At 69.7% G+C, this 25,084-nt stretch carries 24 protein-coding genes; 11 read left to right on the forward strand and 13 right to left on the reverse strand.

Features of this window, described 5'->3' with window-relative positions; all coding sequences use genetic code 11:
• Positions 1 to 19: 19 nt before the first annotated feature.
• The 4 genes from OG574_RS20045 to OG574_RS20060 all read right to left on the reverse strand — a co-directional run bounded on the left by OG574_RS20045 (position 20) and on the right by OG574_RS20060 (position 4,241).
• Positions 20 to 706 carry an ABC transporter ATP-binding protein gene (locus OG574_RS20045; RefSeq protein WP_100598244.1) on the reverse strand — a complete coding sequence of 229 codons (687 nt, stop codon included), beginning with the start codon at positions 704 to 706 and terminating at the stop codon, positions 20 to 22.
• 50 nt (positions 707 to 756) lie between these two features.
• Positions 757 to 2,214, reverse strand: a complete 1,458-nt coding sequence (locus OG574_RS20050; protein ID WP_326774357.1) for an ABC transporter permease — start codon at positions 2,212 to 2,214, stop codon at positions 757 to 759.
• A gap of 138 nt (positions 2,215 to 2,352) precedes the next feature.
• Complete coding sequence (locus OG574_RS20055) at positions 2,353 to 3,621, reverse strand: L,D-transpeptidase (RefSeq protein ID WP_326774358.1); 1,269 nt, start codon at positions 3,619 to 3,621, stop codon at positions 2,353 to 2,355.
• 275 nt (positions 3,622 to 3,896) lie between these two features.
• Positions 3,897 to 4,241, reverse strand: a complete 345-nt coding sequence (locus OG574_RS20060; RefSeq protein WP_326774359.1) for a hypothetical protein — start codon at positions 4,239 to 4,241, stop codon at positions 3,897 to 3,899.
• Positions 4,242 to 4,350: 109 nt separating this feature from the next.
• Between OG574_RS20060 and OG574_RS20065 the strand changes: the two genes are divergently transcribed.
• The gene (locus tag OG574_RS20065; protein ID WP_100598261.1) at positions 4,351 to 4,635 is read left to right on the forward strand and encodes a hypothetical protein; all 285 of its coding nucleotides are present in this window, start codon (positions 4,351 to 4,353) and stop codon (positions 4,633 to 4,635) included.
• A 58-nt stretch (positions 4,636 to 4,693) separates the two neighbouring features.
• Here the strand turns inward: OG574_RS20065 and hutH are convergent, their stop codons facing one another.
• The 5 genes from hutH to OG574_RS20090 all read right to left on the reverse strand — a co-directional run bounded on the left by hutH (position 4,694) and on the right by OG574_RS20090 (position 10,763).
• Positions 4,694 to 6,232 (reverse strand): histidine ammonia-lyase, encoded by a 1,539-nt coding sequence (gene hutH / locus OG574_RS20070; protein WP_326778548.1) that lies wholly within the window; start codon positions 6,230 to 6,232, stop codon positions 4,694 to 4,696.
• Positions 6,233 to 6,296: 64 nt separating this feature from the next.
• Positions 6,297 to 7,448 carry a GGDEF domain-containing protein gene (locus tag OG574_RS20075; protein WP_326774360.1) on the reverse strand — a complete coding sequence of 384 codons (1,152 nt, stop codon included), beginning with the start codon at positions 7,446 to 7,448 and terminating at the stop codon, positions 6,297 to 6,299.
• 65 nt (positions 7,449 to 7,513) lie between these two features.
• A complete protein-coding gene (locus tag OG574_RS20080; RefSeq protein ID WP_326774361.1) occupies positions 7,514 to 8,305 on the reverse strand; it encodes an enoyl-CoA hydratase/isomerase family protein in 792 nt (263 codons plus the stop codon).
• 39 nt (positions 8,306 to 8,344) lie between these two features.
• Positions 8,345 to 9,457, reverse strand: a complete 1,113-nt coding sequence (locus tag OG574_RS20085) for an adenylate/guanylate cyclase domain-containing protein (RefSeq protein ID WP_326774362.1) — start codon at positions 9,455 to 9,457, stop codon at positions 8,345 to 8,347.
• 424 nt (positions 9,458 to 9,881) lie between these two features.
• Positions 9,882 to 10,763: a biotin--[acetyl-CoA-carboxylase] ligase gene (locus OG574_RS20090; RefSeq protein WP_326774363.1), complete on the reverse strand. Its 882-nt coding sequence runs from the start codon at positions 10,761 to 10,763 to the stop codon at positions 9,882 to 9,884.
• Between the two features lie 168 nt (positions 10,764 to 10,931).
• Here OG574_RS20090 and OG574_RS20095 point away from each other — a divergent pair, with 168 nt between their 5' ends.
• The 4 genes from OG574_RS20095 to OG574_RS20110 all read left to right on the forward strand — a co-directional run bounded on the left by OG574_RS20095 (position 10,932) and on the right by OG574_RS20110 (position 13,676).
• Positions 10,932 to 12,539: an acyl-CoA carboxylase subunit beta gene (locus OG574_RS20095; protein WP_326774364.1), complete on the forward strand. Its 1,608-nt coding sequence runs from the start codon at positions 10,932 to 10,934 to the stop codon at positions 12,537 to 12,539.
• Between the two features lie 47 nt (positions 12,540 to 12,586).
• Positions 12,587 to 12,796, forward strand: a complete 210-nt coding sequence (locus OG574_RS20100) for an acyl-CoA carboxylase epsilon subunit (RefSeq protein WP_326774365.1) — start codon at positions 12,587 to 12,589, stop codon at positions 12,794 to 12,796.
• 71 nt (positions 12,797 to 12,867) lie between these two features.
• On the forward strand, positions 12,868 to 12,996 hold the full coding sequence (gene mmpB, locus OG574_RS20105) for a morphogenic membrane protein MmpB (protein ID WP_264484688.1): 129 nt from the start codon (positions 12,868 to 12,870) through the stop codon (positions 12,994 to 12,996).
• Positions 12,997 to 13,046: 50 nt separating this feature from the next.
• Positions 13,047 to 13,676 carry a Maf family protein gene (locus OG574_RS20110; RefSeq protein ID WP_100594344.1) on the forward strand — a complete coding sequence of 210 codons (630 nt, stop codon included), beginning with the start codon at positions 13,047 to 13,049 and terminating at the stop codon, positions 13,674 to 13,676.
• A gap of 19 nt (positions 13,677 to 13,695) precedes the next feature.
• Here the strand turns inward: OG574_RS20110 and OG574_RS20115 are convergent, their stop codons facing one another.
• Positions 13,696 to 14,169 (reverse strand): hypothetical protein, encoded by a 474-nt coding sequence (locus tag OG574_RS20115; protein ID WP_326774366.1) that lies wholly within the window; start codon positions 14,167 to 14,169, stop codon positions 13,696 to 13,698.
• 356 nt (positions 14,170 to 14,525) lie between these two features.
• Here OG574_RS20115 and OG574_RS20120 point away from each other — a divergent pair, with 356 nt between their 5' ends.
• Both OG574_RS20120 and OG574_RS20125 read left to right on the forward strand, forming a co-directional pair.
• Positions 14,526 to 16,280, forward strand: a complete 1,755-nt coding sequence (locus OG574_RS20120) for an acetyl/propionyl/methylcrotonyl-CoA carboxylase subunit alpha (RefSeq protein ID WP_326774367.1) — start codon at positions 14,526 to 14,528, stop codon at positions 16,278 to 16,280.
• 201 nt (positions 16,281 to 16,481) lie between these two features.
• Entirely contained in the window at positions 16,482 to 17,030 is a 549-nt protein-coding gene (locus tag OG574_RS20125; protein WP_199841831.1) for a TetR/AcrR family transcriptional regulator, read from the forward strand.
• A 74-nt stretch (positions 17,031 to 17,104) separates the two neighbouring features.
• Here the strand turns inward: OG574_RS20125 and OG574_RS20130 are convergent, their stop codons facing one another.
• On the reverse strand, positions 17,105 to 18,070 hold the full coding sequence (locus OG574_RS20130) for a DeoR/GlpR family DNA-binding transcription regulator (protein ID WP_326774368.1): 966 nt from the start codon (positions 18,068 to 18,070) through the stop codon (positions 17,105 to 17,107).
• 182 nt (positions 18,071 to 18,252) lie between these two features.
• Positions 18,253 to 19,701 carry an NAD(P)H-quinone dehydrogenase gene (locus tag OG574_RS20135; RefSeq protein ID WP_326774369.1) on the reverse strand — a complete coding sequence of 483 codons (1,449 nt, stop codon included), beginning with the start codon at positions 19,699 to 19,701 and terminating at the stop codon, positions 18,253 to 18,255.
• 117 nt (positions 19,702 to 19,818) lie between these two features.
• On the opposite strand from OG574_RS20135, the gene OG574_RS20140 reads away from it, so the two are divergent.
• The 3 genes from OG574_RS20140 (at position 19,819) to OG574_RS20150 (ending at position 22,868) form a co-directional block, all read left to right on the forward strand.
• Complete coding sequence (locus OG574_RS20140; protein WP_100594702.1) at positions 19,819 to 20,256, forward strand: gamma-glutamylcyclotransferase; 438 nt, start codon at positions 19,819 to 19,821, stop codon at positions 20,254 to 20,256.
• A 92-nt stretch (positions 20,257 to 20,348) separates the two neighbouring features.
• The gene (locus tag OG574_RS20145; RefSeq protein WP_100594703.1) at positions 20,349 to 21,185 is read left to right on the forward strand and encodes a purine-nucleoside phosphorylase; all 837 of its coding nucleotides are present in this window, start codon (positions 20,349 to 20,351) and stop codon (positions 21,183 to 21,185) included.
• A gap of 39 nt (positions 21,186 to 21,224) precedes the next feature.
• Positions 21,225 to 22,868, forward strand: coding sequence for a phospho-sugar mutase (locus tag OG574_RS20150; RefSeq protein ID WP_326778549.1), 1,644 nt, complete (start codon positions 21,225 to 21,227; stop codon positions 22,866 to 22,868).
• A 75-nt stretch (positions 22,869 to 22,943) separates the two neighbouring features.
• Here OG574_RS20150 and OG574_RS20155 read toward each other — a convergent pair whose 3' ends face one another.
• Positions 22,944 to 23,567 (reverse strand): PH domain-containing protein, encoded by a 624-nt coding sequence (locus OG574_RS20155; RefSeq protein ID WP_326774370.1) that lies wholly within the window; start codon positions 23,565 to 23,567, stop codon positions 22,944 to 22,946.
• Between the two features lie 563 nt (positions 23,568 to 24,130).
• Between OG574_RS20155 and deoC the strand changes: the two genes are divergently transcribed.
• Positions 24,131 to 25,081 (forward strand): deoxyribose-phosphate aldolase, encoded by a 951-nt coding sequence (gene deoC, locus OG574_RS20160; protein ID WP_326778550.1) that lies wholly within the window; start codon positions 24,131 to 24,133, stop codon positions 25,079 to 25,081.
• The last annotated feature ends 3 nt before the right edge of the window (positions 25,082 to 25,084 follow it).

Here is a 25,084-nt window from a genome sequence, read left to right on the forward strand (position 1 = left end):
TGCACCGAAGCAATCGAAATCAGCCAGCTTTTGAGTTTTCCGTGATGGTGATCCGGCCCTTGCGGATGGTCGCGAGCCGGGGCGCCCTGCGGGCGATCGACGAGTCGTGGGTGACCATGATGAAGGTCAGCCCGTGCTCCTTCCACATGGTCTCGAGCACGTCCATGATCTCGTCGCGCATGGACTCGTCGAGGTTGCCGGTGGGCTCGTCGGCGAGCAGCACCTTGGGGTTCTTGACGAGGGCGCGGGCGATGGCGACGCGCTGCTGCTGGCCGCCGGACATCTCCCCGGGCAGATGGCCGAGCCGTTCGCCGAGGCCGACCGAGTTCAGGGCCTGCGCGGCGCGTTCGCGGCGGTCGGCGGCCTTGAGGCCGAGCGGCACGAGGGCCGTCTCGACGTTCTCCTGGGCGTTGAGCGTCGGGATCAGGTTGAAGCTCTGGAAGACGAACCCGATGGACTCGGCGCGGAACTTGGTGAGCCGCGCCTCCGGGAGCTTCGCCAGGTCGACGCCGTCGAGTTCGATGCTGCCCGCGGTCGGCCGGTCGAGCCCGCCGAGCATCTGGAGGAGGGTGGACTTGCCGCCGCCGGTGGGGCCCTGGATGACGAGCCGGTCGCCGTCGCCGATGGTCAGGTCCACCCCGGCGAGCGCGTCGACGGTGTCCTTGCCGCGCCGGTACTGCTTGGTGACGCCTCTCAGCTGATACATGGTGCAACTCCTGCGGTACGTAGAGGTGTTCGGGAGGCCGCGCGGTGCGGCTACTCGACGCGGCGCAGGGCGTCGGCCGGGCGAAGGCGGGAGGCGCGCCAGCCGCCGAAGGCGCCGGCGATCAGGCCTCCGGCGACGGCGAGGCCGACGGCGAGCGTGATGGTGGTGGCGCTGACGGGCGCGCTGAGGGCGATGTCGAGGGTCTTGCCAGCCGCCTGGCGCATGCCGGGGCCGCCCATGGCCAGGCCGCCGCCCCTGGCGCCGCCGCCCGCGCCTGAGCCGAGTTCGGCGGTGAGGGTGGGGCTGATGGCGGTGACGGCGTAGGCGCCCGCGAGGCCGACGGCTATGCCGAGCACGCCACCGACGAGCCCGTTGACGACGGCCTCGCCGACGACCTGGCGGGTGACCCGTCCGGACTTCCAGCCGAGCGCCTTGAGCGTGCCGAACTCCCGTACGCGGCGGGAGACCGCCGACGAGGTGAGCAGCCCCGCGACCAGGAACGCGGCGACGAGCACGGCGATGGAGAGCCACTTGCCGACGTTCGCCGCGAGGTCGGAGGCAGTGGAGAGGGAGCCGGAGACGGTGTCGGCGAGATCGGCCGAAGTGGTCACCGTCGTACCGGAGATGTTCTTCTGGATGGTGGCCTTGACCGCGGAGATCTGCTGCGAGTCGGTCGCCTTCACATAGACCGTGGTGATCTTGTCCTTGGCGCCGGCGAGGGTCTGCGCCTGCTTCAGCGGCACGTACAGATTGGCGGCCGCGTCACCGCTGTCGGGCGTCGCGATGCCGATGAGCTTGTACTTGACGCCCTTGATCTTGACGGTGCCGCCGAGGGCGAGCTTCTTCTCCTTGGCGTACGAGGTGTCGGCCACGGCGACCTTGGCGTCGGTCTCGGACGTCTTGAACGTACGGCCCTTGGTGACCTTGGAGGAGGTGAGGGGGCCGAGGCCCTGCTTGGCCACGTCGGTGCCGTACACGCTGTAGGAGTTGACGTCGAAGGAGGCGCCGCCGCCCTCGACCCGGCCCTGCGGCTCGCCGCCGGAGCCGCCCGGACCGCCCTGGCGGGTGGCGCCGCCGCTCTGGTCCTGCTTGAACTGGCCGCGCTTGAACTCGCCGCTGACCTTCATCACCTGGAGGCTGAGGCCGCCCACCGAGTCGGCGACGCCCTTCTGCCCGGCGACCTTGGTGACCGTCGACGAGGCCAGGGTCTGGAAGCCCTGCACCATGACGCGGTCGCTGCTCTGCTCCTCGCCGTCGTCCTTGGCGCCGAACTCGAATCGCGGCCGCCCGGTCTCCCCGCTCTTGGGCGCCTCGGCGGCCTTGGTGACGGTCATGTCGGTGCCGAGGCCGTACAGGGACTGGAGGACCTTGTCCTGGGCCTGGTTCATGCCGGAGGACACGGAGTTGACCACGATGACCAGCGCGATGCCGAGCGCGAGCCCGGAGGCGACGACGAGGGCCGCCTTTCTGCGGCGGCGCAGTTCGCGCCTCAGGTAGGTGAAGAACATGCCGTGAAGCTAGGGACACACCGTGATGTTCGGATAAGCCCGGGATAAGAGACCGATGAGAACTCGCGGAAAGCCCGAAGGCCCGCACCCCGTCGCCGGGGTGCGGGCCTTCTGCGAGGACTGTCGGACGGAGGACCGTCAGGCGGCCGAACCGGCCGTCCACTGCGCCCAGTCCAGGTTCCAGCCGTTGAGGCCGTTGTCGGGCTGGATGGTCTTGTCGCCCGTGTTCTTCACGACGACGACGTCACCGACCATGGAGTTGTCGTAGAACCAGGCACCCGGAGTGTTCGGGTCCTTGGCGCCCTTGGCGTCGGACAGGCCGACGCAGCCGTGGCTCGTGTTGGCACCGCCGAAGATCGACTTGGCGCCCCAGTAGTTGCCGTGGATGAACGTGCCGGAGTTCGACAGACGCATCGCGTGCGGCACGTCCTTGATGTCGTACTCGCCCTTGCCGTCGTCGTCCTTGAAGCCGACCGTCGAGCCGTCCATGCGGGTCTCCTTGAACTTCTCGGAGATCACCATCTGGCCCTGGTACGTCTTGTTCTCCGGCGAACCGGCCGAGATCGGGATGGTCTTGACGACCTTGCCGTCCCGCGTGACCGTCATGGTCTTGGTCGCCGCGTCGACGGTCGAGACCTGGTTGCGGCCGATCTTGAAGGTGACCGTCTTCTGCTGCACGCCGTAGACGCCGTTCGCGCCTTCGACGCCGTCGAGGTTCAGCTTCAGCGTGACCGTGGAGCCGCCGGTCCAGTAGTCCTGGGGGCGCAGGTCGAGGCGCTGGTTGCCGAACCAGTGGCCGACGACCTCCTGGCCGCTGCTGGAGGAGACGGTGATGCCCTTCTGGACATCGGCCTTGTTCGTGATCGCCTTGTCGAAGTTGATCGAGACCGGCATGCCGACGCCGACGGTGGAGCCGTCCTCGGGCGTGAAGTTGCCGATGAAGCTGTTGGCCTGCGAGACCGTCGTGAACGTGGAGTTCTCGTGGGCCGCGCGGCCGCTGGAGTCCTTGGCCTCGGCGGCGATCTTGTAGACAGTGGCGCGCTGGAGCTGGCCCGCGGGCTTCCAGCTCTTCTTGTCAGCGGATATCTGCCCCTGGACCGCCGCGCCCTCGGCCGTCGTCATCTTCACGTTCGTGAGCGAACCCTTGCTCACGGTGACGGCGGCGGCGTTGTTGATGCTGGCGTTGTCGGAGCCGTTCTTCGGCGCGATCTTGATCAGCGCCTCCGACGTCTTCTTGGCAGCGGCTTCGTCGACGGCGGCCTGTGACTTCGTGCCGCCGCCATCGGCACCGCGGGCCTCGCTGCCACCGCCGCTGCACGCGGAGAGCACCAGCACTCCTCCGACCAGGGCGGACGCGGCCATCAGACCCTTGCGCCGCTTACTGTCCGTCATCACACGCATCTCCATCGTCGCCGATTTCCCAACAACCCCGAAGGCCCTGCGGGCCCCCGATCCCCGCCGAGCGGGAATCCCCATGAGCCCATGTAACGCCATGACCGGTTCGTCCCGTTCCAATTCCGTCCCCGATGTGGGGGATGACACGTCCGAACTGCCGTGACCAGGCATGCACCAGTGGTAACAGAACCCTGCTGGTACCCCCTGTGGGACGGGGAAACCCCGGCCGGCGGTTGCCACCCGGGGTTCCCGGGTCCGTGTACTCCTGCCCGGCCCCGCATCCCGTCCTAGTCGTCCGCGTCGAGAGCGTCGCCGGAGTCGTCATCATCCACGTCGAGGTCCCAGTCGGGCGAATCGGGATCGTAGTCGACCTGCTCGCTGGACCAGGAGGCCTGCACGAGCTCCGCCCCGGGCACCTCGCCGACCAGGTCGAACGGGTCGACCAGATAGGCGAGTGCCTCCGCCTCGTCCTCGTTGACGGCGGTCTCCGCGTGGGTCCGCTCGTCGGCCGCCATGTCGTCGTCCTCGGCGATGCGCTGCAACGCGGCCCCGGTGATGGCGGCGGAGTCCTCGATCTCCAGGACCAATTCCACGCGGAGCCGAACAAATCGTGATGTCTCAGGGGTGCTCATACGACGGAGCGTATGCCTCACCCCACCCGTGACTTTCGTGTGACCCGCACCTTTCACTAACATCGCCTCACACGGCCAATTCGCCAGCTCCACAAGGGGGATCGATTCCGTGTCCGTCGCACGACGATCGCTGCTCACCGCCACTGCCGCCGGGACACTTCTGGCTGCTCTGTGGTTCGTTCCGTCCGCCACCGCGACGCCCGAGAAGACAGCGGAGGCAGATCAGCAGCAGACCGCGACAGCGGTACACACACAGGCCGAGGGCCAACTGCGCCTGGCCGACACGGGAACGGTCGATACGACGCCGTACGTGATCGGCGGCTCGACGTTCCTCGGGATCGGCGCCGGCTTCCTGACGTACTCGGCCAGGAAGAGCCGCGCCGCCGCCTTCTGAGCACAACGGAGCCGGGCCGCACCCCGAGGGTGCGGCCCGGCTCGTGATTCCGTAACTCCTAGGCCAGCGGCCCCGTGACGGGCTCCACAGCGGCAACGAGGTGCCCGCCGCGCACGAAGGCGTCGGCGGCCGCGAGGTCGGGCGCGAGGAACCGGTCGGGGCCGGGGCCCTGAACTCCCGCGGCCCGTACGGCATCGATCACGGCGCGCGAGGCGGGGGCGGGAGTGAGGCCCTCCCGCAGCTCGATGCCGCGCGTGGCCGCGTACAGCTCGACGGCGACGATCCGCGTCAGGTTGTCGATCGCGGTACGCAGCTTGCGGGCGGCGGACCAGCCCATGGACACGTGGTCCTCCTGCATGGCGGAGGACGGGATGGAGTCCGCGGAGGCGGGCACGGCGAGCCGCTTCATCTCGCTGACCAGGGCGGCCTGCGTGTACTGGGCGATCATCAGGCCGGAGTCGACGCCCGCGTCGTCGGCGAGGAACGGCGGCAGCCCGTGGGACCGGTTCTTGTCGAGCAGGCGGTCGGTGCGCCGCTCGGCGATGGACCCGAGGTCGGCGGCTGCGATGGCGAGGAAGTCGAGCACGTAAGCGACGGGCGCGCCATGGAAGTTGCCGTTGGACTCCACACGCCCGTCCGGCAGCACGACAGGGTTGTCCACGGCGGACGCCAGCTCGCGCTCGGCGACGAGCCGCGCGTGGGCCATGGTGTCCCGCCCGGCGCCGGCGACCTGCGGGGCGCAGCGCACGGAGTACGCGTCCTGCACGCGCGGCGCGTCGTCCTGGTGGTGCCCGGTGAGCTCCGAACCCTTCAGCACGGCCAGCATGTTGGCGGCGCTGGCGCCCTGCCCGGGGTGCGGCCGGATGGCGTGCAGCTCGGGGGCGAGGACCTTCTCGGTGCCGAGGAGCGCTTCGAGCGACAAGGCGGCAGTGATGTCAGCGGACTTGTACAGGTTCTCGAGATCGGCGAGCGCCATGACGAGCATGCCGAGCATGCCGTCGGTGCCGTTCAGAAGGGCGAGGCCCTCCTTCTCGCGCAGCTCGACGGGCGCGATGCCGTGGGCGGCGAGCAGCTCGCCGGCAGGGGCAAGAACACCGTCGGGCCCTTCGGCGTCGCCCTCCCCCATCAACGTGAGAGCGCAGTGGCTGAGCGGCGCGAGGTCGCCGGAGCACCCGAGGGACCCGTACTCGTGCACGACGGGCGTGATCCCGGCGTTGAGCACGTCGGCCATGGTCTGCGCGACCTCGGGCCGCACACCGGTGTGTCCGGAGCAGACGGTCTTCAGGCGCAGGAACATCAGTGCCCGTACGACTTCCCGCTCGACGCGCGGGCCCATTCCCGCGGCGTGCGAGCGGACGATGTTCCGCTGCAACTGAGCCCGCAGGTCCTGGCTGATGTGCCGGGTGGCGAGCGCGCCGAACCCGGTGGAAACCCCGTAAACGGGTTCGGGCTTCGCGGCCAGCGCGTCCACGATCGCGCGGGCCGAGGCGAGGGCGGCCACCGCCTCTTCGGAGAGCTCGATCCGGGCATCCGCCCGCGCCACGGCGACTACATCGGCCGCGCTGACGCCGGACGTCCCCACCACCACAGTGTGCATATCCATATTCAGGAGCGTACGAGGTGAAGAGCTCAATGTCACGACCGAGTTCGGGATGGACCCCTTACGCCCCCGCGTCCCGCCCCCGGAGCCGGCGCCGCTCACTGTCACCGACGGGGGGCGGAGGAGAGTCGGCAAGGCGCACGACGGGATCGTCGGGACCGTCCCGCCCGGCCACCACAGGCTTCACGGCCCGCAGCGCCTTGGCCCGGTACTGGGCGGCATCGGCAAGCCGGAAGAGCCGCCGCGCACTGAGCACCTCACCGATCGGATCGCCGGTGGAAGCAATCCCACAGGCAACCCCTTCACCCAACTCCAACTCGGAGGCGCGCAAGCACAGTTCCTCGCCCGCCCGCACCACGTCATCGGCGTCGGGCCCCACGGCCACCAGACAGAACTCGTCACCCCCGAGCCGCGCGGCCAGGGTCCCCGGCAACATCGCGCCGCACAACGAGAGAACGGACCCGAACCGCTCCAGCAACCGATCCCCGACCGCATGCCCCAACGAGTCATTGACGCGCTTGAGCCCGTTCAGATCACACACGACAAGAGAAACGACATCCCCCCCGACCCGGTGCCGCTCAATGGCCTCGTCGAGCCGCATATCAACGGCACGCCGATTCGCGAGCCCGGTCAGGGCATCCGTGAAGGCGAGCCGCCGTGCCTCCTCGAGCCGCTCGGTCTGGGCGATACCCGCAGCGGCAACAGCTGCGAGCACGGTGGCGAAGGCGGCATCGTGGGCGCCGAAGACCTCGGCGCCCACGGGCCGGGCGACGTACAACTCGCCCCAGGCGCGTCCGTGGAGCACGATCGGCGCGACGACGCAGCACCCGCGCCCGCGCCGGCGCAGGGCGGCGACACGCTGATGGCAGTAGCCGCCGCCCTCCACGGTCCCGGCGGCGGTCTCGACCCAGGCGCGCGGAGCACCCCCGCCCACCCACTGTTCGTGCAGGAACTCGGTGATCTCGGGGAACTGGTGCACGGGATAGGCCTCGTCCTCGGGGAACTCGACCTCGCCCTCGGCGCGCTCCCCCACGTTCACGAGGACGCGCAGCCGCCCGCGCTCCCGCTCCCACACGGACAGAGCCGCGAAGGTGCCGGACAGAGCGCGGCAGGCCCCGAGGGCGGCGGCCCGCCAGGACTCACGCGGAGACTGCGCCGCGGCCATCCCCTGCGCCATCGCGACCACGGCCCGCAACCGGACTTCCTCTCCCATAGGCCAAGATTAGGAAAGAAAAGCCCAAGTCGATACATTCAGGACCCATACGAGGCCAGGAATAGTCATTCACCGGGCCACTGGGGCGCCCGCTTCTCGTTGAAGGCGGCAACACCTTCAGCCCGGTCGCCGGAGAAGGCCACGGACCGCCAGGCGGCATCCTCGACCTCGAGGCCGGCCCGCAGATCGAGCCCGTACCCCACCCTCAGGGCGCGCTTGGCGGCGCGAAGCCCCACAGGCGAATTGGCGGCAATGCGCCCCGCCAGCTCAAGGGCGGCCTCACGATCGTCACCCACCCCCACGACCTGATCGACAAGCCCGATCTCCAGGGCCTCCCGGGCCTCGACGCGCCGCGCGGAAAAGATCAGCTCAGCAGCTCTCGCAGCCCCCACCCGCCGGGGCAGCAGCTGCGTACCGCCCCCACCGGGAATCACCCCCACAGACACCTCGGGCAGCCCCACGACGGCGGTCTCGTCGGCCACGATGAGATCGCAGGCAAGAGCAAGCTCGAACCCGCCACCGAGGGCGAATCCGTGCACAGCGGCGATGACGGGCATAGGAAGCTCAAGAACGCCCCCGTAGGCGCCCCGGGTCAAAGGCCGCTGGCGAAGCAGCTCAGCATCGGAAAAGGAGTTCCGCTCCTTCAGGTCGGCCCCCACGCAAAAGGCGCGGGCGGCAGACGACGAAAGAACAACAACCCGAGCACCACCATCACCCGCCAGAGAGGCACAGGCCTCCCCCACGCTCACCGCCATGGCACTGGACACGGCGTTCATGGCCTTGGGCCGATCGAGGACGAGCTCGGCGACAAAACCGTGCCGCCGCACCTCGACGAACTCTCCGAACCGCTCGCTCACAGACCCTCCCGGTTAACGACAGTTAACAACGGCAGAATCCTAGAGCGACCGCCGCGTCAGAAGCCAGGGCTCGATGACACCGAGCCCACGCACGGGCCGCTGCCACATGGGCTGCAGAGCAAAGCGGTACGACGGCGCGTCCTCGCCCTCCTTCTCCGCAAGAGCGGCGGCCTCCGCCTCGGAGACGGGCGCCTCACCGGCACGCTGCAATTCCTCCGCAAACGCACCGTCGACCAGCACGGCATCCCGAGGAGCTATCGAGGTGAGCCGACTCGCCAGATTCACGGTCGTCCCGAAGACATCGCCCATCCGGGTCGTAACGGTCCCGAAGGCCATCCCCACCCGCACCTCGGGCATGGTCTCGTCATTGGCCATGGTCTCGATGAGCCGCAGGGCGATCTCGGCCGCGATCCCCGAGTCATCGGCGGCGTACAGCACCTCATCGCCCAGGGTCTTGATCAACCGCCCGCCATTGGCGGCAACAAGATCGGCGGCCGTGGTCTCGAAGGCCTCGACGAGCTCCCCGAGCTCCTCTTCCTCCATGCGCCGAGTGAGCCGCGTAAAGCCGACAAGGTCGGCAAACCCGACGGCAAGCCGCCGGTCCACCATCTCCTCGTCGTCGGCGGCCTGCACCACACGCCCCGTGGCCGCGGCCAACTGCCGCCGCCATACATAGACGAGAAACTCCTCCAGCTCGGGCAGGAGCAGTTCCATCAGGGGATACGTGACTTCGGTACGGGTCATCCCAGGCTCGGGAGGCTCGGTGAGCCCCTCCAAAAAGGAATCGATCTGCCACTCGGCAAGCCGGGCGGTGGTCTGTCCCGTGGACCGGGCGACCTGCACGGCCATGGCCTCGCTGAGCAGCCCGGCCTCGACAAGACCGGCAAGCCGCCGCAGGGCGAGCACATCGGCCTCGGTCAGCGCCTTGGCCTGCCCGATGTCGGCAAAACCCATGGCCCGCCAGAACCGGGAGGCGAGCTCCATGGAAACACCGGCGCTGCGGGCGGCCTGAAACGGCGTATACCGCCGCTCCGCGCCAAGAATGAGCCCCTCGAGCCGGAGGGCAAGCGGATCCTCACCGCCGGCACCGTCCTCGACAGACTCGATGTCGGATGGGGTGCCCGCGCCGGAGCCCGAGTCGTCGACGGTCACGCCTGCTGCCCTTCCGATCTGCCACGGTCATGTATCGACCGGCCTCAACTTTACGGCAGGTGTGCCGCAGCTCACTCCCCCAGCACACACGAGTCCCGCCCCCCACCCAAGTACAAACCGAAAGGACACGCCCCGCCGGGCGGACGGCCGCGTACGAGACAGGGCCGGAGACAGCGAAGTCCCACCGGGCGGACAGTCGCGTACGAAACGGGAGGGGACGTGGGGGCATGTGCGCGCGCAGCCACCAGCACCACGCACAGGCAATCAGCTGGCTGACGAAAGCCCATAGAACAGCGAGCACGTACATGCCCCCGCGGCCCCGCACCCAAAAACGCACCTGGCGAGCCCGCACCCGACAAAGAAGCCGAGCAGCCCCCACCGAGCCGGCACCCGAAACGCAGCAGCCCGCACCGGAAGGGCCCCGTCAGCCCCCCGCCCGCAGATGAACGATGTCCCCCGCCCCCACAGGCTGCTGCACCCCGTCCTCAGAGGCGATGACAAGCCGCCCGTCCCCGTCAACGGCAACCGCCTCCCCCACAAGCTCCTGCCCCCCAGGAAGCTCGGCCCGCACATTCCGCCCGAGCGTCGCGCACCCCGCCGCATAGGTCTCCTGAAGCCGCGACACGGCAGGATCCCCACCCGCGGCCCGCCACTCGACGAACCGCTCCTCCAGCGACCGGAGAACGGCCCGCAGCAGCGGGTCCCGGTCAGTGGAAACGGCCCCGGCCAGGGCAAGCGACCCGGCCCCCGGAACAGGCAGCTCGTCGGCGCGCAGCGAGACGTTGAGCCCGATCCCGACGACCACACCGTCCCCGGCCCGCTCGGCGAGGATGCCCCCGGCCTTGCGCTCCTCTTCGCCGACATTCACCAGCAGGTCGTTGGGCCACTTGAGGGCGGTGTCGACCCCGGCGGCCCGCGCGAGCCCCGTCGCGACGGCCACCCCGGTGAGCAGCGGCAGCCACCCCCACCGCTCCACGGGCACATCGGCGCCGGGCTTCAGGAAGACGGAGAAGAAGAGCCCGGACCGCGCAGGAGCGGTCCACTGCCGGTCGAGCCGCCCGCGCCCGGCGCTCTGCGACTCGGCGACGAGGACAGCCCCTTCCTCGGCCTTGCCTGCCAGGGCGAGGGCAACGAGATCGGAGTTGGTGGACCCGGTGGCGGGAACAACGTCGACGGAGGACCAGAGCCCGCCACGCACGAGGGCGCGCCGCAGGGCGGCGGCGTTCAACGGCGGCCGGTCCAGGTCCGACCACTGCTGACCGTCGTTCGCGTCGGAGGGATCGTCTGAAGCATTTCGGGGCGTCATGCAACCCACCCTAGGTGTGGTAAACGCCGCACTGCCGAACGGTATCCACGCCACTACGCTACGAGCCAGTAGCTACAGGGCCAGGCCCCAACCCCCGCCTCACCGCCGCGCCACATCGCCCCGCCCCATCCTCACGTCCCCATTGAGCAGCCAGGGAGCCGCATCCCGATGTCCGTTCCGGAAGAGCCCAACGTGTCCAGCGCCATCGACATCCACACGACCGCGGGAAAGCTCGCGGACCTGCAGCGCCGGATCGAAGAGGCCACGCACGCCGGCTCCGCGCGCGCGGTGGAGAAGCAGCACGCGAAGGGCAAACTGACGGCCCGTGAACGCATCGAACTGCTCCTGGACGAAGGCTCGTTCGTAGAACTCGACGAATTCGCCCGCCACCGCTCCACCGCCTTCGGCCTGGACGACAACAAGCCCTACGGCGACGGCGTCGTCACCGGCTACGGCACCGTCGAAAACCGCCCGGTAGCCGTCTTCTCCCAGGACTTCACCGTCTTCGGCGGAGCCCTCGGCGAGGTCTACGGCCAGAAAATCATCAAGGTGATGGACTTCGCCCTCAAAACGGGCTGCCCCGTCATCGGCATCAACGACTCCGGCGGCGCCCGCATCCAGGAAGGCGTCATGGCACTCGGCATGTACGGCGAGATCTTCCGCCGCAACACCCACGCCTCCGGCGTCATCCCCCAGATCAGCCTCGTCGTCGGCCCCTGCGCGGGCGGCGCCGTCTACTCCCCCGCCATCACCGACTTCACCGTCATGGTCGACCAGACCTCCCACATGTTCATCACCGGCCCCGACGTCATCAAGACCGTCACCGGCGAAGACGTCGGCTTCGAAGAACTCGGCGGAGCCCGCACCCACAACACCAACTCCGGCGTCGCGCACCACATGGCCGGCGACGAAAAAGACGCCATCGAATACGTCAAAACCCTCCTGTCCTACCTCCCCTCGAACAACCTGTCCGAGCCCCCCGCCTTCCCCGAGGAAGCGGACCTGGCCCGCACCCTGGAGGACGACGAACTCGACACCCTCGTCCCCGACAGCGCGAACCAGCCCTACGACATGCACACCGTGATCGAGCACGTCCTGGACGACGCGGAGTTCTTCGAGACACAGCCGCTGTTCGCACCGAACATCCTCACCGGATTCGGCCGCGTCGAGGGCCGCCCCGTCGGCATCGTCGCCAACCAGCCCATGCAGTTCGCCGGCTGCCTCGACATCGACGCCTCCGAAAAAGCCGCCCGCTTCGTGCGCACCTGCGACGCGTTCAACGTCCCCGTCCTGACCTTCGTCGACGTCCCCGGCTTCCTGCCGGGCGTGGACCAGGAACACACCGGCATCATCCGCCGCGGCGCCAAACTCATCTACGCCTACGCCGAAGCCACCGTCCCCCTGATCACGGTCATCACCCGCAAGGCGTTCGGCGGCGCCTACGACGTCATGGGCTCCAAGCACCTGGGCGCCGACCTCAACCTGGCCTGGCCCACCTCCCAGATCGCGGTCATGGGCGCCCAGGGAGCGGTCAACATCCTGCACCGCCGCACCATCGCGGCCGCCCCCGAGACCGAGCAGGAAGCAACCCGCAGCCGCCTGATCCAGGAATACGAGGACACCCTCCTCAACCCCTACACCGCGGCCGAACGCGGCTACATCGACGCCGTCATCATGCCCTCGGACACCCGCGCCCACATCGTCCGCGGCCTGCGCCAGCTCCGCACCAAGCGCGAATCCCTCCCGCCCAAGAAGCACGGCAACATCCCGCTCTAGCCCCAGGACCGAGCCGCCGCAAAGAGCCGCCCGAAAGGACCCGACCAATGATGATCAAGGTCGTCAGGGGCAACCCCACCCCCGAGGAGCTGGCCGCCGCACTGGCGGTGGTCCAGGCCCGCGCCGCGGCAGCGACCACCGCCCCGCCCGGCGCGACAGGCACCCGCGACGCATGGGCGGACCCGGCAAGGGTGGCGCAGGCGCGCCGTCCGTCCCCGGGCCCCACGAGCTGGGCGCGCACGTACTGGCCTGCCTAGTCCGTAGGTGGGGGTGCGCCTGAGTACGCGTACTCAGGCGCACCCCGCAGCGGGGCAGCAGTATCGAATCCATGCTGTGGTCAGACCCCGAGAACGAGCCCCCCGAGGAGCTGCGCGAAACCCAGGCGATGCTCCGCCGGGCGGGCTTCGTGCTCGCGGTGGCGATGGTGATTGCGATGCTGGTTCTGGGAATCGTGTAGTCGCCCCGGACCGAGCACGCCCACCTGCCCACATGTGGAACCCTGACCGCATGAGTGATCCCCACGTGAGCACCCCCGTGAGCACCCGCCGTCTCGTCCTCGCCTCCCAGTCCCCGGCCAGGCTGGCCCTGTTGCGCCAGGCGGGCCTGGCCCCCGAGGTCCTGGTCAGCGGGGTCGACGAGGACGCCGTGTCCGCCCCCACCCCGGCCGAACTGGCCCTGGCGCTCGCGGAGGCGAAGGCGTCCGTGGTCGCGGCGAAGCCTGAGGTGCACGGCGCCCTGGTGATCGGCTGCGACTCGGTCCTGGACATCGACGGCCAGGCGCTCGGCAAGCCCGCGGACGCCGAGGAGGCCACGGCGCGCTGGAAGTCGATGCGGGGCCGCGCGGGCACCCTGCAGACGGGCCACTGCGTGTACGACACGGCGACGGGCCGCTACGTGTCGGCGGTGGCCTCGACGGTGGTCCGGTTCGGCGAGCCGAGCGACGCGGAGATCGCCGCGTACGTGGCCTCGGGCGAGCCGCTCCACGTGGCGGGCGCGTTCACGCTGGACGGCCGCTCGGCCCCGTTCATCGACGGCATCGACGGCGACCACGGGAACGTGATCGGCCTGTCGATGCCGCTGCTGCGCCGCCTGCTGGCCCAACTGGGCGTGAACATCACGGACTTGTGGGCGGACTGACCGCCCACGCCCGCCCGGTTCAGACGGGCTGAGGCGCCCCGCCCCCCTCGGCCGGACCCGCAGGGGCGTCGCCCGCACCCGCTCCCGCGCCCTCCCCCTGCTCCTTGCGGTCATAAGCGACCAGCGTGAGCACGATGAGCCCGAGCACGACCATCATGAAGACGAACGCGAGCCAGCCGACCAGGCCGATGCTGAACGCCCCGAGCAGCCCGTGCACGACAGCCGCGCTGATCAGCAGGATGCGGCCGAAGCCGGCCGGCCCGCGGTCGCGCACGGCGATGCGTACGAGGACGACCGCGCACAGCGCGAGATAGAGCCCGAAGAGCGCGCCCGCTATCCAGGCGGAGACGGACATGGCGCGGGGGTCGAGCCCGGCCAGGGACATGTCCTGGCGGTCGACGACCAGCCCCAGGAACCAGTTGAGCAGGGCGATGCCGATCGCCTCCGCGAAGAGCACGATCGCGGCCACCCATGCCACCGGTCTGCGTGCCACCGGAACCCCACCCACTTTCGACTGCTGTTACCCCTAGTACGTCCGAGACAACGCGAACGCTACTAACGGGTAAACCGCGGGACAAGGGGTCTGCCCAAGGCAAAGAATCATTGGGCCATTCGTAGGGACTCCACAAAGAATCCTGGAGTGCCGCAGCGCCGTCTCACAGAGACCTAGCCCACTCTGGCGGGCTAGGGTTCGAAGAGGGAAGGCTGCGTACCCGGGCGCAACAAGGGGTTTCACCACTTGAGCGCGCCTCGAATAGCACTCCGTGTGGGCAAGCTCACTCATGGGGACGGGTCGAAAGCCCGTGTCGGCAGTCCCTAAACTCGGCTTGTTTCAAGGAGGGAGCCATCGTGCGCAAGGTGCTCATCGCCAACCGTGGCGAAATCGCTGTCCGCGTGGCCCGGGCGTGCCGGGATGCCGGTATCGCGAGCGTTGCCGTTTACGCGGAACCGGACCGGGACGCTTCGCATGTCCGGGCCGCGGACGAGGCGTTCGCGTTGGGCGGTGACACCCCGGCCACCAGCTATCTCGACATGGCGAAGGTGCTGCAGGCCGCCAAGGACTCCGGCGCGGACGCCATCCACCCCGGCTACGGATTCCTGTCGGAGAACGCGGAGTTCGCCCAGGCCGTCCTGGACGCCGGACTGATCTGGATCGGCCCGCCCCCGCAGGCCATCCGCGACCTCGGCGACAAGGTCGCCGCCCGGCACATCGCCCAGCGCGCCGGCGCCCCCCTGGTCGCCGGCACCCCGGACCCCGTATCCGGCTCCGACGAAGTCGTCGCGTTCGCCCGGGAACACGGCCTGCCCATCGCCATCAAGGCAGCCTTCGGCGGCGGCGGCCGCGGCCTCAAGGTCGCCCGCACCCTCGAAGAGGTCCCCGAGCTCTACGACTCCGCCGTACGCGAAGCCGTCGCAGCCTTCGGCCGCGGCGAATGCTTCGTCGAGCGCTACCTCGACAAGCCCCGCCACGTCGAAACCCAGTGCCTCGCCGACCAGCACGGCAACGTGGTCGTCGTGTCCACCCGTGACTGCTCGCTGCAGCGCCGCCACCAAAAACTCGTCGAAGAAGCCCCCGCCCCCTTCCTCAGCCAGGCGCAGAACGAACAGCTCTACACCGCCTCCAAGGCCATCCTCAAGGAAGCCGGCTACGTCGGCGCCGGCACCGTCGAATTCCTCGTCGGCATGGACGGCACCATCTCCTTCCTCGAGGTCAACACCCGCCTCCAGGTCGAACACCCCGTCACCGAAGAAGTCGCCGGCATCGACCTCGTACGCGAGATGTTCCGCATCGCCGACGGCGAAGAACTCGGCTACACCGACCCCGCCCTGCGCGGCCACTCCTTCGAGTTCCGCATCAACGGCGAAGACCCCGGCCGCGGCTTCCTCCCCGCCCCCGGCACCGTCACCCGCTTCGCACCCCCCACCGGCCCCGGCATCCGCCTCGACGCCGGCGTCGAGACCGGCAGCGTCATCGGCCCCGCCTGGGACTCCCTCCTCGCCAAACTCATCGTCACCGGCGCCACCCGCGAACAAGCCCTGCAGCGCGCCGCCCGCGCCCTGGCCGAGTTCGAGGTCGAAGGCATGGCCACCGCCATCCCCTTCCACCGCGCCGTCGTCACCGACCCGGCCTTCACCAGCGACCCCTTCACCATCCACACCCGCTGGATCGAGACCGAGTTCGTCAACGAGATCAAGCCCTTCGCCGCCACCCCCGACACGGACAGCGACGAGGAAACCGGCCGCGAGACCGTCGTCGTCGAGGTCGGCGGCAAACGCCTCGAGGTCTCCCTGCCCTCCTCCCTCGGCATGTCACTGGCCCGCACCGGCCTCGCCGCCGGCGCCAAACCCAAACGACGCGCCGCGAAGAAGTCCGGCCCCGCCGCCTCCGGCGACACCCTCGCCTCCCCCATGCAGGGCACCATCGTCAAGGTCGCCGTCGAAGAAGGCCAGGAAGTCAAGGAAGGCGACCTCGTCGTCGTCCTGGAAGCCATGAAAATGGAACAACCCCTCAACGCCCACCGCACCGGCACCATCAAGGGCCTCAGCGCCGAGATCGGCGCCTCCATCACCTCCGGCGCCACCATCTGCGAGATCAAGGACTGACCCTGATCTGCTGTCAGGGCACCTGACGCGAACGCCCGGCGGACCGGAGGACGGTCCACCGGGCGTTCGCGTCATTTCGGCCCGTGGTCCGGCCGTCGCGGGATCAGGCATCCTGGAGAGCGCGCGCACGACCAGGGAGGACCGATGACGACCGGCACGGACCAGACGGACCGGCCCCGCCCGGCCCCTTCCGTACGCCCCATGCGGGCCGACGCACGCCGGAACTACGAGCGACTGCTCGCGGAGGCGCGTACGGCGTTCGCGGAGCACGGCACGGGCGCGTCCCTGGAGGACGTGGCGCGGCGCGCGGGCGTCGGCATCGGGACGCTCTACCGGCACTTCCCGAACCGGCACGCGCTGATGAGCGCGGTCTTCGAGGACGCGGTGAATGATCTGCTGGCGCGCTCGCGGGCGCTGCTCGCGGACCCGCAGCCATGCTCGGCGCTCGTGGCATGGCTGCGCGACATCATCACTCATGCGGGTGAGTACCGCGGGCTCTCACGTGCCCTCATGTCGGCGTCGCACGACGCCAGTTCGGCCCTGTCGCGGTGCAGTACGCCGATGCGCGAGGCGGGCCAGGCCCTGCTGTCCAGGGCGCAGCGGGCAGGTGCCGTACGCGCAGACGTGTCGATCGGCGATCTGCTTCAGCTGACCAACGCGATCGCGCTGGCGGCGGAGGAGACCCCGGACGACCCGGAGCTGGCGGACCGGCTGCTCCGGCTGACGCTGCGAGGCATCACAGCAGGCTAGGACTGCGGCCCACGACCGTCGACCGGCCCCGACGACCCGCAGCCGTACCGGCTCAGCCCCGCACGGAGCGCTGCTCAGCGCCGCCGGAGGTCGGCCACCCTTGCCGCGCGCTCAGGGGGTGCCTGGTCGAGGGCGGAAGCGCTGCGCAGCTGGGGACCGCCCGGGAGCTGGGTGCGGCGCTGGCCCGGCAGAGGTACGTCCCGGCGCGCCTGCCGCGTCGGGGCGGGGTCTCCCCCCGCCGGCCCGGTTCCGGTCGCCGAGGTTCCGGCGATCGCGATCTGCACCCCCTGGTCGGCGAGTGCCTGGAGTTCGGTGAGGGCGCGGTCGTCGTGGCCGGGCGGTTCGTCCGTCACGAGGCGCGTGATCACATCGGTCGGTACCGTCTGGAACATCGTGTCGGTGCCGAGCTTGGAGTGGTCGGCGAGGACGACGACCTCGGCCGCGGCCTGCACCAGCGCGCGGTCGACCGAGGCCGACAGCATGTTGGACGTGGAGAGGCCTCGTTCGGCGGTCAGACCACTGCCGGAGAGGAAGGCGCGGGTGACTCTGAGTCCCTGGAGGGACTGCTCGGCCCCGCTGCCCACGAGTGCGTAGTTGGAACCGCGCAGAGTGCCGCCCGTCATGACGACCTCGACCCTGTTGGCATGGGCCAACGCCTGTGCCACCAGAAGGGAGTTGGTGACGACGGTCAGCCCGGGGACGCGCGCGAGCCGGCGGGCCAGCTCCTGCGTGGTCGTACCCGCTCCCACCACAATGGCTTCGCCTTCTTCGACGAGGCCCGCGGCGAGGTCGGCGATGGCCGTCTTCTCTGCGGTCGCGAGATGTGATTTCTGCGGAAAGCCGGACTCCCGCGTGAATCCGCCCGGCAATACCGCACCGCCATGCCGGCGGTCGAGGAGTCCTTCTGCCTCCAGTGCGCGCACGTCCCGCCGTACGGTCACTTCGGAGGTCTGGACGACACGGGCGAGCTCCCGGAGCGATACCGCTCCATTGGCCCGCACCATTTCGAGGATCAATTGACGACGTTCTGCAGCGAACACGAAACTGACAGTAACCCCAACGACCGTCTGCTTTCAGCAGTTTGCGCCGAATAACAGAAGTTGTTCGCACGGAACGGCAGGAAGTGGTATAGACGCCTATCTCCCGCGCCTATGCCCTCCGCTTGGGTGGCAACAGGCTGTGACCTGCGGGAAGTTGATCGTGTCCGGTGAAAGCGCGGTCGTCAGGCTTCGTCGGCCGTCTTCCGCGTATGCAGCTGACGCGCCACTTCGGCGATCGAGCCCGAAAGTGACGGGTACACGGTGAACGCCTTCGCGATCTGCTCGACCGTCAGGTTGTTGTCGACCGCGATCGAGATGGGATGGATCAGCTCGCTCGCCCGCGGGGCGACGACCACACCGCCCACCACGATGCCCGTGCCGGGCCGGCAGAAGATCTTGACGAAGCCGTCGCGGATGCCCTGCATCTTGGCGCGCGGGTTGCGCAGCAGCGGCAGCTTCACCCCGCGGGCGTCGATCTTCCCGGCGTCGACGTCGGCCTGCGTGTAGCCGACCGTGGCGATCTCGGGGTCGGTGAAGACGTTCGAGGAGACCGTCTTGAGGTTCAGCGGGGCCACCGCGTCGCCGAGGAAGTGGTAGACGGCGATGCGGCCCTGCATGGCGGCCACGGAGGCGAGCGCGAAGACGCCGGTCACGTCACCGGCGGCGTACACGCCGGGAGCGGTGGTCCTGGAGACCTTGTCGGTCCAGATGTGCCCGGAGTCCTTGAGCTTGACCCCGGCCTCCTCCAGGCCCATCCCGCTGCTGTTCGGGATGGCACCGACGGCCATCAGGCAGTGGGTGCCGGAGATGACGCGGCCGTCGGAGAGGGTGACCTCGACGCGGTCGCCGACGCGCTTGGCGGACTGGGCGCGCGAGCGGGCCATGACGTTCATGCCGCGGCGGCGGAAGACGTCCTCGAGGACGGCGGCGGCGTCCGGGTCCTCGCCGGGCAGGACGCGGTCGCGGCTGGACACGAGGGTGACGCGCGAGCCGAGGGCCTGGTAGGCGCCGGCGAACTCGGCGCCGGTGACACCGGAACCGACCACGATGAGCTCCTCGGGGAGCTCGTCGAGGTCGTAGACCTGGGTCCAGTTGAGGATGCGCTCGCCGTCGGGCTGGGCGTCGGGCACCTCGCGCGGGTGGCCGCCGGTGGCGATCAGGACGGCGTCGGCGGTGAGGGTCTCCTCGGTGCCGTCGGCGGTGCGCACGACGACCTTGCGGGAGCCGTCGGAGGCCTGCTGGCCTTCCAGGCGGCCGCGGCCGCGCATCACGCGGGCACCGGCCCGGGTGACGGACGCGGTGATGTCGTGGGACTGGGCGAGCGCGAGGCGCTTCACACGCCGGTTGACCTTGCCGAGGTCCACGCCGACGACCCGCGCGGGGCTGTCGATGTGCGGGGTGTCGTCGGCGACGATGATCCCCAGCTCCTCGTACGACGAGTCGAAGGTGGTCATCACCTCGGCCGTCGCGATCAGGGTCTTGGACGGGACGCAGTCGGTGAGCACCGACGCCCCGCCCAGGCCGTCGCAGTCGACGACGGTCACCTCCGCGCCGAGCTGGGCAGCCACGAGGGCCGCCTCATATCCGCCAGGTCCGCCACCGATGATCACGATCCGAGTCACGTACTCCATTGTCCCGCACGCTTCAAGTGCTTTCGCCCCGGGGGCCTCCGTCCGTGCGCGTCCCACGTCGGAGGGGTCTTGTGTTACGGGAGGGACCCCGGCCGCACCTGCCGTACCCTCGACCACATGTCGCTCTACGCCGCATACGCAAGCAATCTCGACGCGCGGCTGATGACGCGCCGCGCACCGCACTCGCCGATGCGCGCGACGGGCTGGCTCAGCGGCTGGCGGCTGACGTTCGGGGGCGAGCACATGGGCTGGGAAGGCGCGCTCGCGACCCTCGTCGAGGCGCCCCGCTCGCAGGTCTTCGTCGCGCTGTACGACATCGCGCCGATGGACGAGGACTCCATGGACCGCTGGGAGGGCGTGGGGCTCGACATCTACCGGCGCATGCGCGTACGCGTGGACACCCTGGAGGGTGAGGAACCCGCCTGGGTGTACGTGCTCAACGGGTACGAGGGCGGCTTCCCCTCGGCCCGCTATCTCGGCGAGCTGGCGGACGCGGCGGAGTCGGCCGGAGCCCCGCACGACTATGTGATGGAACTGCGCAAGCACCCCTGCTGAGCGGGCTTCGTCGGAAACGACAAGACAACGATCCCAATCCCGTGAGGTCTGTCATCTACGCGCGTAGGACCGAACCGGCTACCCTCGATCGCGTGAACGCATCTGTTACTCCGGACAACATCCAGGGCGCCACCCGATTCGATCCCCGGGTCGCCGCCGACGCCGCCGCCTCGCGCCTGCGCGAGCTCACGGGCGCCGACACCCACGACGTCGCCCTCGTGATGGGCTCCGGCTGGGCACCGGCCGTGGACGCCCTCGGCACCCCCGAGGCCGAGTTCCCCGTCACCGAGCTGCCCGGCTTCCCGCCGCCGGCCGTCGAGGGCCACGGCGGAAAGATCCGCTCGTACAAGATCGGTGACAAGCGCGCCCTCGTCTTCCTCGGCCGCACGCACTACTACGAGGGCCGCGGTGTCGCGTCCGTCGCGCACGGCGTCCGTACCGCCGTCGCCGCGGGCTGCAAGACCATCGTGCTGACCAACGGCTGCGGCGGGCTGCGCGAGGGCATGCGTCCCGGTCAGCCGGTCCTGATCAGCGACCACCTGAACCTCACGGCGACGTCGCCGATCGTCGGCGCGAACTTCGTCGACCTCACGGACCTGTACTCCCCGCGGCTGCGCACCCTGTGCAAGGAGATCGACCCTTCCCTCGAAGAGGGCGTCTACGCGCAGTTCCCCGGCCCGCACTACGAGACGCCGGCCGAGATCCGCATGGCCCGCACGATCGGCGCGGACCTCGTCGGCATGTCGACGGTCCTCGAGGCCATCGCGGCCCGCGAGGCGGGCGCCGAGGTGCTCGGCATCTCCCTCGTCACGAACCTGGCGGCAGGCATGACGGGCGAGCCCCTCAACCACGAAGAGGTGCTCCAGGCCGGCCGCGACTCCGCCACCCGCATGGGCGAGCTCCTGGGCAAGGTCCTGGACCGCATCTGATCCCGTAGTGACACGCGAGAGGCTGGACGAACCGTGACCTTGCAGGACACCGAACTGCTCGCCAGGGCCGAGGCCTGGCTGGCCGAGGACCCCGACCCGGAGACCCGCGAGGAGCTGGCGAAGCTCATCGAGAGCGCCGACACCCCGGCGCTCGCCGAGCGCTTCGCCGGCACGCTCCAGTTCGGCACCGCGGGCCTGCGCGGCGAGCTCGGCGCGGGCCCCATGCGGATGAACCGTTCCGTGGTCATCCGCGCGGCGGCGGGCCTCGCGGCGTACCTCAAGAGCAAGGGCGAGGCGGGCGGCCTGGTCGTCGTCGGGTACGACGCGCGCCACAAGTCGGCGGACTTCGCGCGGGACACGGCGGCCGTCATGACGGGCGCCGGCCTGCGCGCCGCGGTACTGCCGCGCCCGCTGCCCACCCCGGTCCTGGCCTTCGCCATACGGCACCTGGGCGCGGTCGCGGGCGTGGAGGTCACGGCCAGCCACAACCCGCCCCGCGACAACGGCTACAAGGTCTACCTGGGCGACGGCTCCCAGATCGTGCCGCCCGCGGACGCCGAGATCGCGGCCGAGATCGCGGCGATTCGCACCCTCCACGACGTACCCCGCCCGGACTCCGGCTGGGAAACGCTCGGCGAAGACGTCCTGGAGGCCTACCTGGCCCGCACGGACACGGTCCTGTCCCCGGATTCCCCGCGCACGGCGCGCACGGTCTACACGGCGATGCACGGCGTCGGCAAGGACACCCTGCTCGCCGCGTTCGCACGAGCGGGCTTCCCCGAGCCGACCCTCGTGGCCGAGCAGGCGGACCCGGACCCGGACTTCCCGACGGTGGCGTTCCCGAACCCGGAAGAACCGGGCGCAATGGACCTGGCTTTCGCGACAGCCGGCGAAGCCGCCCCCGACCTGATCATCGCGAACGACCCGGACGCGGACCGCTGCGCAGTAGCCGTAAAGGACAACGGAGACTGGCGAATGCTGCGAGGCGACGAGGTAGGGGCGCTGCTGGCGGCCCACCTGGTGGCACGAGGAGCAAGGGGCGTATTCGCGGAGTCGATCGTCTCGTCCTCCCTGCTCGGCCGTATCGCCGAAGCGGCCGGCCTCCCCTACGAGGAAACCCTGACGGGCTTCAAGTGGATCGCCCGGGTGGACGGCCTGCGCTACGGCTACGAGGAGGCGCTCGGCTACTGCGTGGACCCCGAGGGCGTACGGGACAAGGACGGCATCACGGCGGCGCTGCTGGTCACTGAACTGGCCTCGACGCTCAAGGAAGACGGCCGCACCCTCCTGGACGCACTCGACGACCTGGCGGTGGCCCACGGCCTGCACGCGACGGACCAGCTCTCCGTACGGGTCGAGGACCTCACGATCATCGCGGAGGCGATGACCGCGCTCCGCGAAACACCGCCGACAGAACTGGCGGGCCTCCCGGTGGTGAAGGCGGAGGACCTCACCCACGGCACAGCAACGCTCCCGCCCACAGACGGCCTCCGCTACACGCTGGACGGCGAGTACCGAGCCCGGGTGATCGTCCGCCCGAGCGGCACAGAGCCCAAGCTGAAGTGCTACTTGGAAGCAGTGATCCCAGTGGCGAACCGCTCAGACCTCCCCTCCGCCCGAGCAGAGGGCACGCGGGTACTGAACGCAATCAAGCAAGACCTGTCAGCGGCGGCAGGAATCTGAAAAAGGGCAAGCGAAAGGCCGGGGTCGAAAAACGACCCCGGCCTTTCCCGTACCTGAGCGGCCTACGCCCAAAGCTCAGCCAATAGCGACCAGCACGGCCATGAGAACCGCACCCACGACCACAGGGGCAACAATCTCGTAGGCCCAGCGGATCGAGGGCTCGCCCTGGGCGGACGGCTTGTCGGCGCCGTCCCGGGCCAGCTCGCGGATCTCGTCCAAGGACTGATCGCCGGCGGCCCTGCGAGGCACGGAATCGGCCTCCGCCTTCAGGCCGCTGCCCTTGCGCCCACCCGCCGCCCGGTTGGCCTTCTTACGGGCGCGCATGGAGACCGGGATGGCCCAGAGCTGGTACTTGTCCCCGCTCTCGGTGAAGACCTCGCTGGAGTAGCCGGCCCGCACATCGGCGACGGACGCCCAGGGCAGGGTGATCACACGGAACGGATTACGAACGCGCAGCCGGTCCTCATTCGCGTACACCGCGGGCCGGACCGTGAACGCGACGACGAGCGGCGCGACGAAAAGCAGCCCCGCGACGGCCAGCCAGGCGGTGCGTGCGTCGCCATTGACCAGGGCGTCGAAACCGAGCCAGGCCCCCATCACGAGCAGCAGGACGCCACCTGCGATACCGGCGGGAGAACGGTAGGTCCGCTCCGCTGCCACGGGTCGCGTGACGGAGGGCTGGGATTCCGGGGTCTTCATACTCCGATGATGCCTGAAGCCGACAAGGACGTTCATCACAGCCTGAGAACAACCACAGAAGCCCCTGCGTACCCGTGAGCCCCACCGGCGCTCACCCGCGTACGAGACAGGGCCGGAGACAGCGAAGTCCCACCGGGCGGCCAGGCGCCGACGAAACGGGAGGGGACGTGGGGGCATGTGCGCGCGCAGCCACCAGCACCACGTACAGGCAATCAGCTAGCTGACGTGCACCCGTAGAACAGCGAGCACGTACATGCCCCCGCGGCCCCGCACCCAAAAACGCACCTGACGAGCCCACACCGAGCCCGCACCCGAAAACGCACCTGACGAGCCCACACCGACCCCGCACCCGACAACGAAGCCGAGCACCCCACACCCGGGCCCACACCCGCACCCGCGCCCGCACCCGCACCCGCACCCGCACCCGCACCCGACAACGAAGCAGCCCGCACCCGACGAAACAGCACCCCCACGCAGCGGCACCGGAACCCGCCGGAGAGACCCACCACTCCCCCCTCCCCCTGTACAGCAGCTACGCGCGTAGATATGCTCCCCTCGTGACCATGCCCACTGCACCCGCACCCGCATTCGCCGACGCGGTCGCTTCGGACCGTTCGCTGCGTCGCTTCCTTCACGGGCTGCCCGGGGTCGACACGGTCGGCCTGGAGGCTCGTGCCGCGTCTCTAGGCACGCGGTCGATCAAGACCACGGCCAAGGCGTACGCCATCGACCTGGCGATCTCGATGATCGATCTGACGACCCTCGAAGGCGCCGACACAGCCGGCAAGGTCCGCGCGCTCGGCGCGAAGGCCGTGCATCCGGACCCCACCGACCGTACGACTCCCCGCACAGCCGCCGTCTGTGTCTATCCGGACATGGTGGCGACGGCCAAGGAGGCCGTGGCCGGGAGTGACGTGAAGGTCGCCTCCGTGGCCACCGCGTTCCCGGCGGGCCGCGCCGCCCTGGAGGTGAAGCTCGGGGACGTCCGCGAGGCGGTCGCCGCCGGCGCGGACGAGATCGACATGGTCATCGACCGCGGAGCGTACCTCGCGGGCCACTACCTGAAGGTGTACGAGGAGATCGTCGCCGTTAAGGAGGCCTCGGGCGCCGCACGCCTGAAGGTCATCTTCGAGACGGGCGAGCTGTCGACGTACGACAACATCCGGCGAGCGAGCTGGCTGGGCATGATGGCCGGGGCGGACTTCATCAAGACGTCGACCGGCAAGGTCGGGGTGAACGCCACCCCGGCCAACACACTGCTCATGCTGGAGGCGGTACGTGACTTCCGCGCCCAGACGGGCGTACAGGTAGGCGTGAAGCCCGCCGGAGGCATCCGGACGACCAAGGACGCGCTCAAGTTCCTCGTGCTGGTCAACGAGACCGCCGGCAGCGACTGGCTGGACAACCACTGGTTCCGCTTCGGCGCTTCGAGCCTGCTCAACGACCTGTTGATGCAGCGTCAGAAGCTGAGCACCGGCCGCTACTCCGGCCCCGACTACGTGACGGTGGACTGACCC

This window comes from Streptomyces sp. NBC_01445, from assembly GCF_035918235.1.
GTDB lineage: Bacteria > Actinomycetota > Actinomycetes > Streptomycetales > Streptomycetaceae > Streptomyces.

What these genes read in the sequence shown, in the direction of transcription:
- mmpB (WP_264484688.1), top strand. Translation starts at nt 12,868, where the DNA reads ATGCTGTGGTCAGACCCCGAGAACGAGCCCCCCGAGGAGCTGCGCGAA.
- OG574_RS20075 (WP_326774360.1), bottom strand. Translation starts at nt 7,448, where the DNA reads ATGGGAGAGGAAGTCCGGTTGCGGGCCGTGGTCGCGATGGCGCAGGGG.
- OG574_RS20125 (WP_199841831.1), top strand. Translation starts at nt 16,482, where the DNA reads ATGCGGGCCGACGCACGCCGGAACTACGAGCGACTGCTCGCGGAGGCG.
- deoC (WP_326778550.1), top strand. Translation starts at nt 24,131, where the DNA reads ATGCCCACTGCACCCGCACCCGCATTCGCCGACGCGGTCGCTTCGGAC.
- OG574_RS20140 (WP_100594702.1), top strand. Translation starts at nt 19,819, where the DNA reads ATGTCGCTCTACGCCGCATACGCAAGCAATCTCGACGCGCGGCTGATG.
- OG574_RS20155 (WP_326774370.1), bottom strand. Translation starts at nt 23,567, where the DNA reads ATGAAGACCCCGGAATCCCAGCCCTCCGTCACGCGACCCGTGGCAGCG.
- OG574_RS20135 (WP_326774369.1), bottom strand. Translation starts at nt 19,701, where the DNA reads ATGGAGTACGTGACTCGGATCGTGATCATCGGTGGCGGACCTGGCGGA.
- OG574_RS20110 (WP_100594344.1), top strand. Translation starts at nt 13,047, where the DNA reads ATGAGTGATCCCCACGTGAGCACCCCCGTGAGCACCCGCCGTCTCGTC.
- OG574_RS20090 (WP_326774363.1), bottom strand. Translation starts at nt 10,763, where the DNA reads ATGACGCCCCGAAATGCTTCAGACGATCCCTCCGACGCGAACGACGGT.
- OG574_RS20045 (WP_100598244.1), bottom strand. Translation starts at nt 706, where the DNA reads ATGTATCAGCTGAGAGGCGTCACCAAGCAGTACCGGCGCGGCAAGGAC.
- hutH (WP_326778548.1), bottom strand. Translation starts at nt 6,232, where the DNA reads ATGCACACTGTGGTGGTGGGGACGTCCGGCGTCAGCGCGGCCGATGTA.
- OG574_RS20100 (WP_326774365.1), top strand. Translation starts at nt 12,587, where the DNA reads ATGATGATCAAGGTCGTCAGGGGCAACCCCACCCCCGAGGAGCTGGCC.
- OG574_RS20055 (WP_326774358.1), bottom strand. Translation starts at nt 3,621, where the DNA reads ATGGAGATGCGTGTGATGACGGACAGTAAGCGGCGCAAGGGTCTGATG.
- OG574_RS20050 (WP_326774357.1), bottom strand. Translation starts at nt 2,214, where the DNA reads ATGTTCTTCACCTACCTGAGGCGCGAACTGCGCCGCCGCAGAAAGGCG.
- OG574_RS20095 (WP_326774364.1), top strand. Translation starts at nt 10,932, where the DNA reads ATGTCCGTTCCGGAAGAGCCCAACGTGTCCAGCGCCATCGACATCCAC.
- OG574_RS20060 (WP_326774359.1), bottom strand. Translation starts at nt 4,241, where the DNA reads ATGAGCACCCCTGAGACATCACGATTTGTTCGGCTCCGCGTGGAATTG.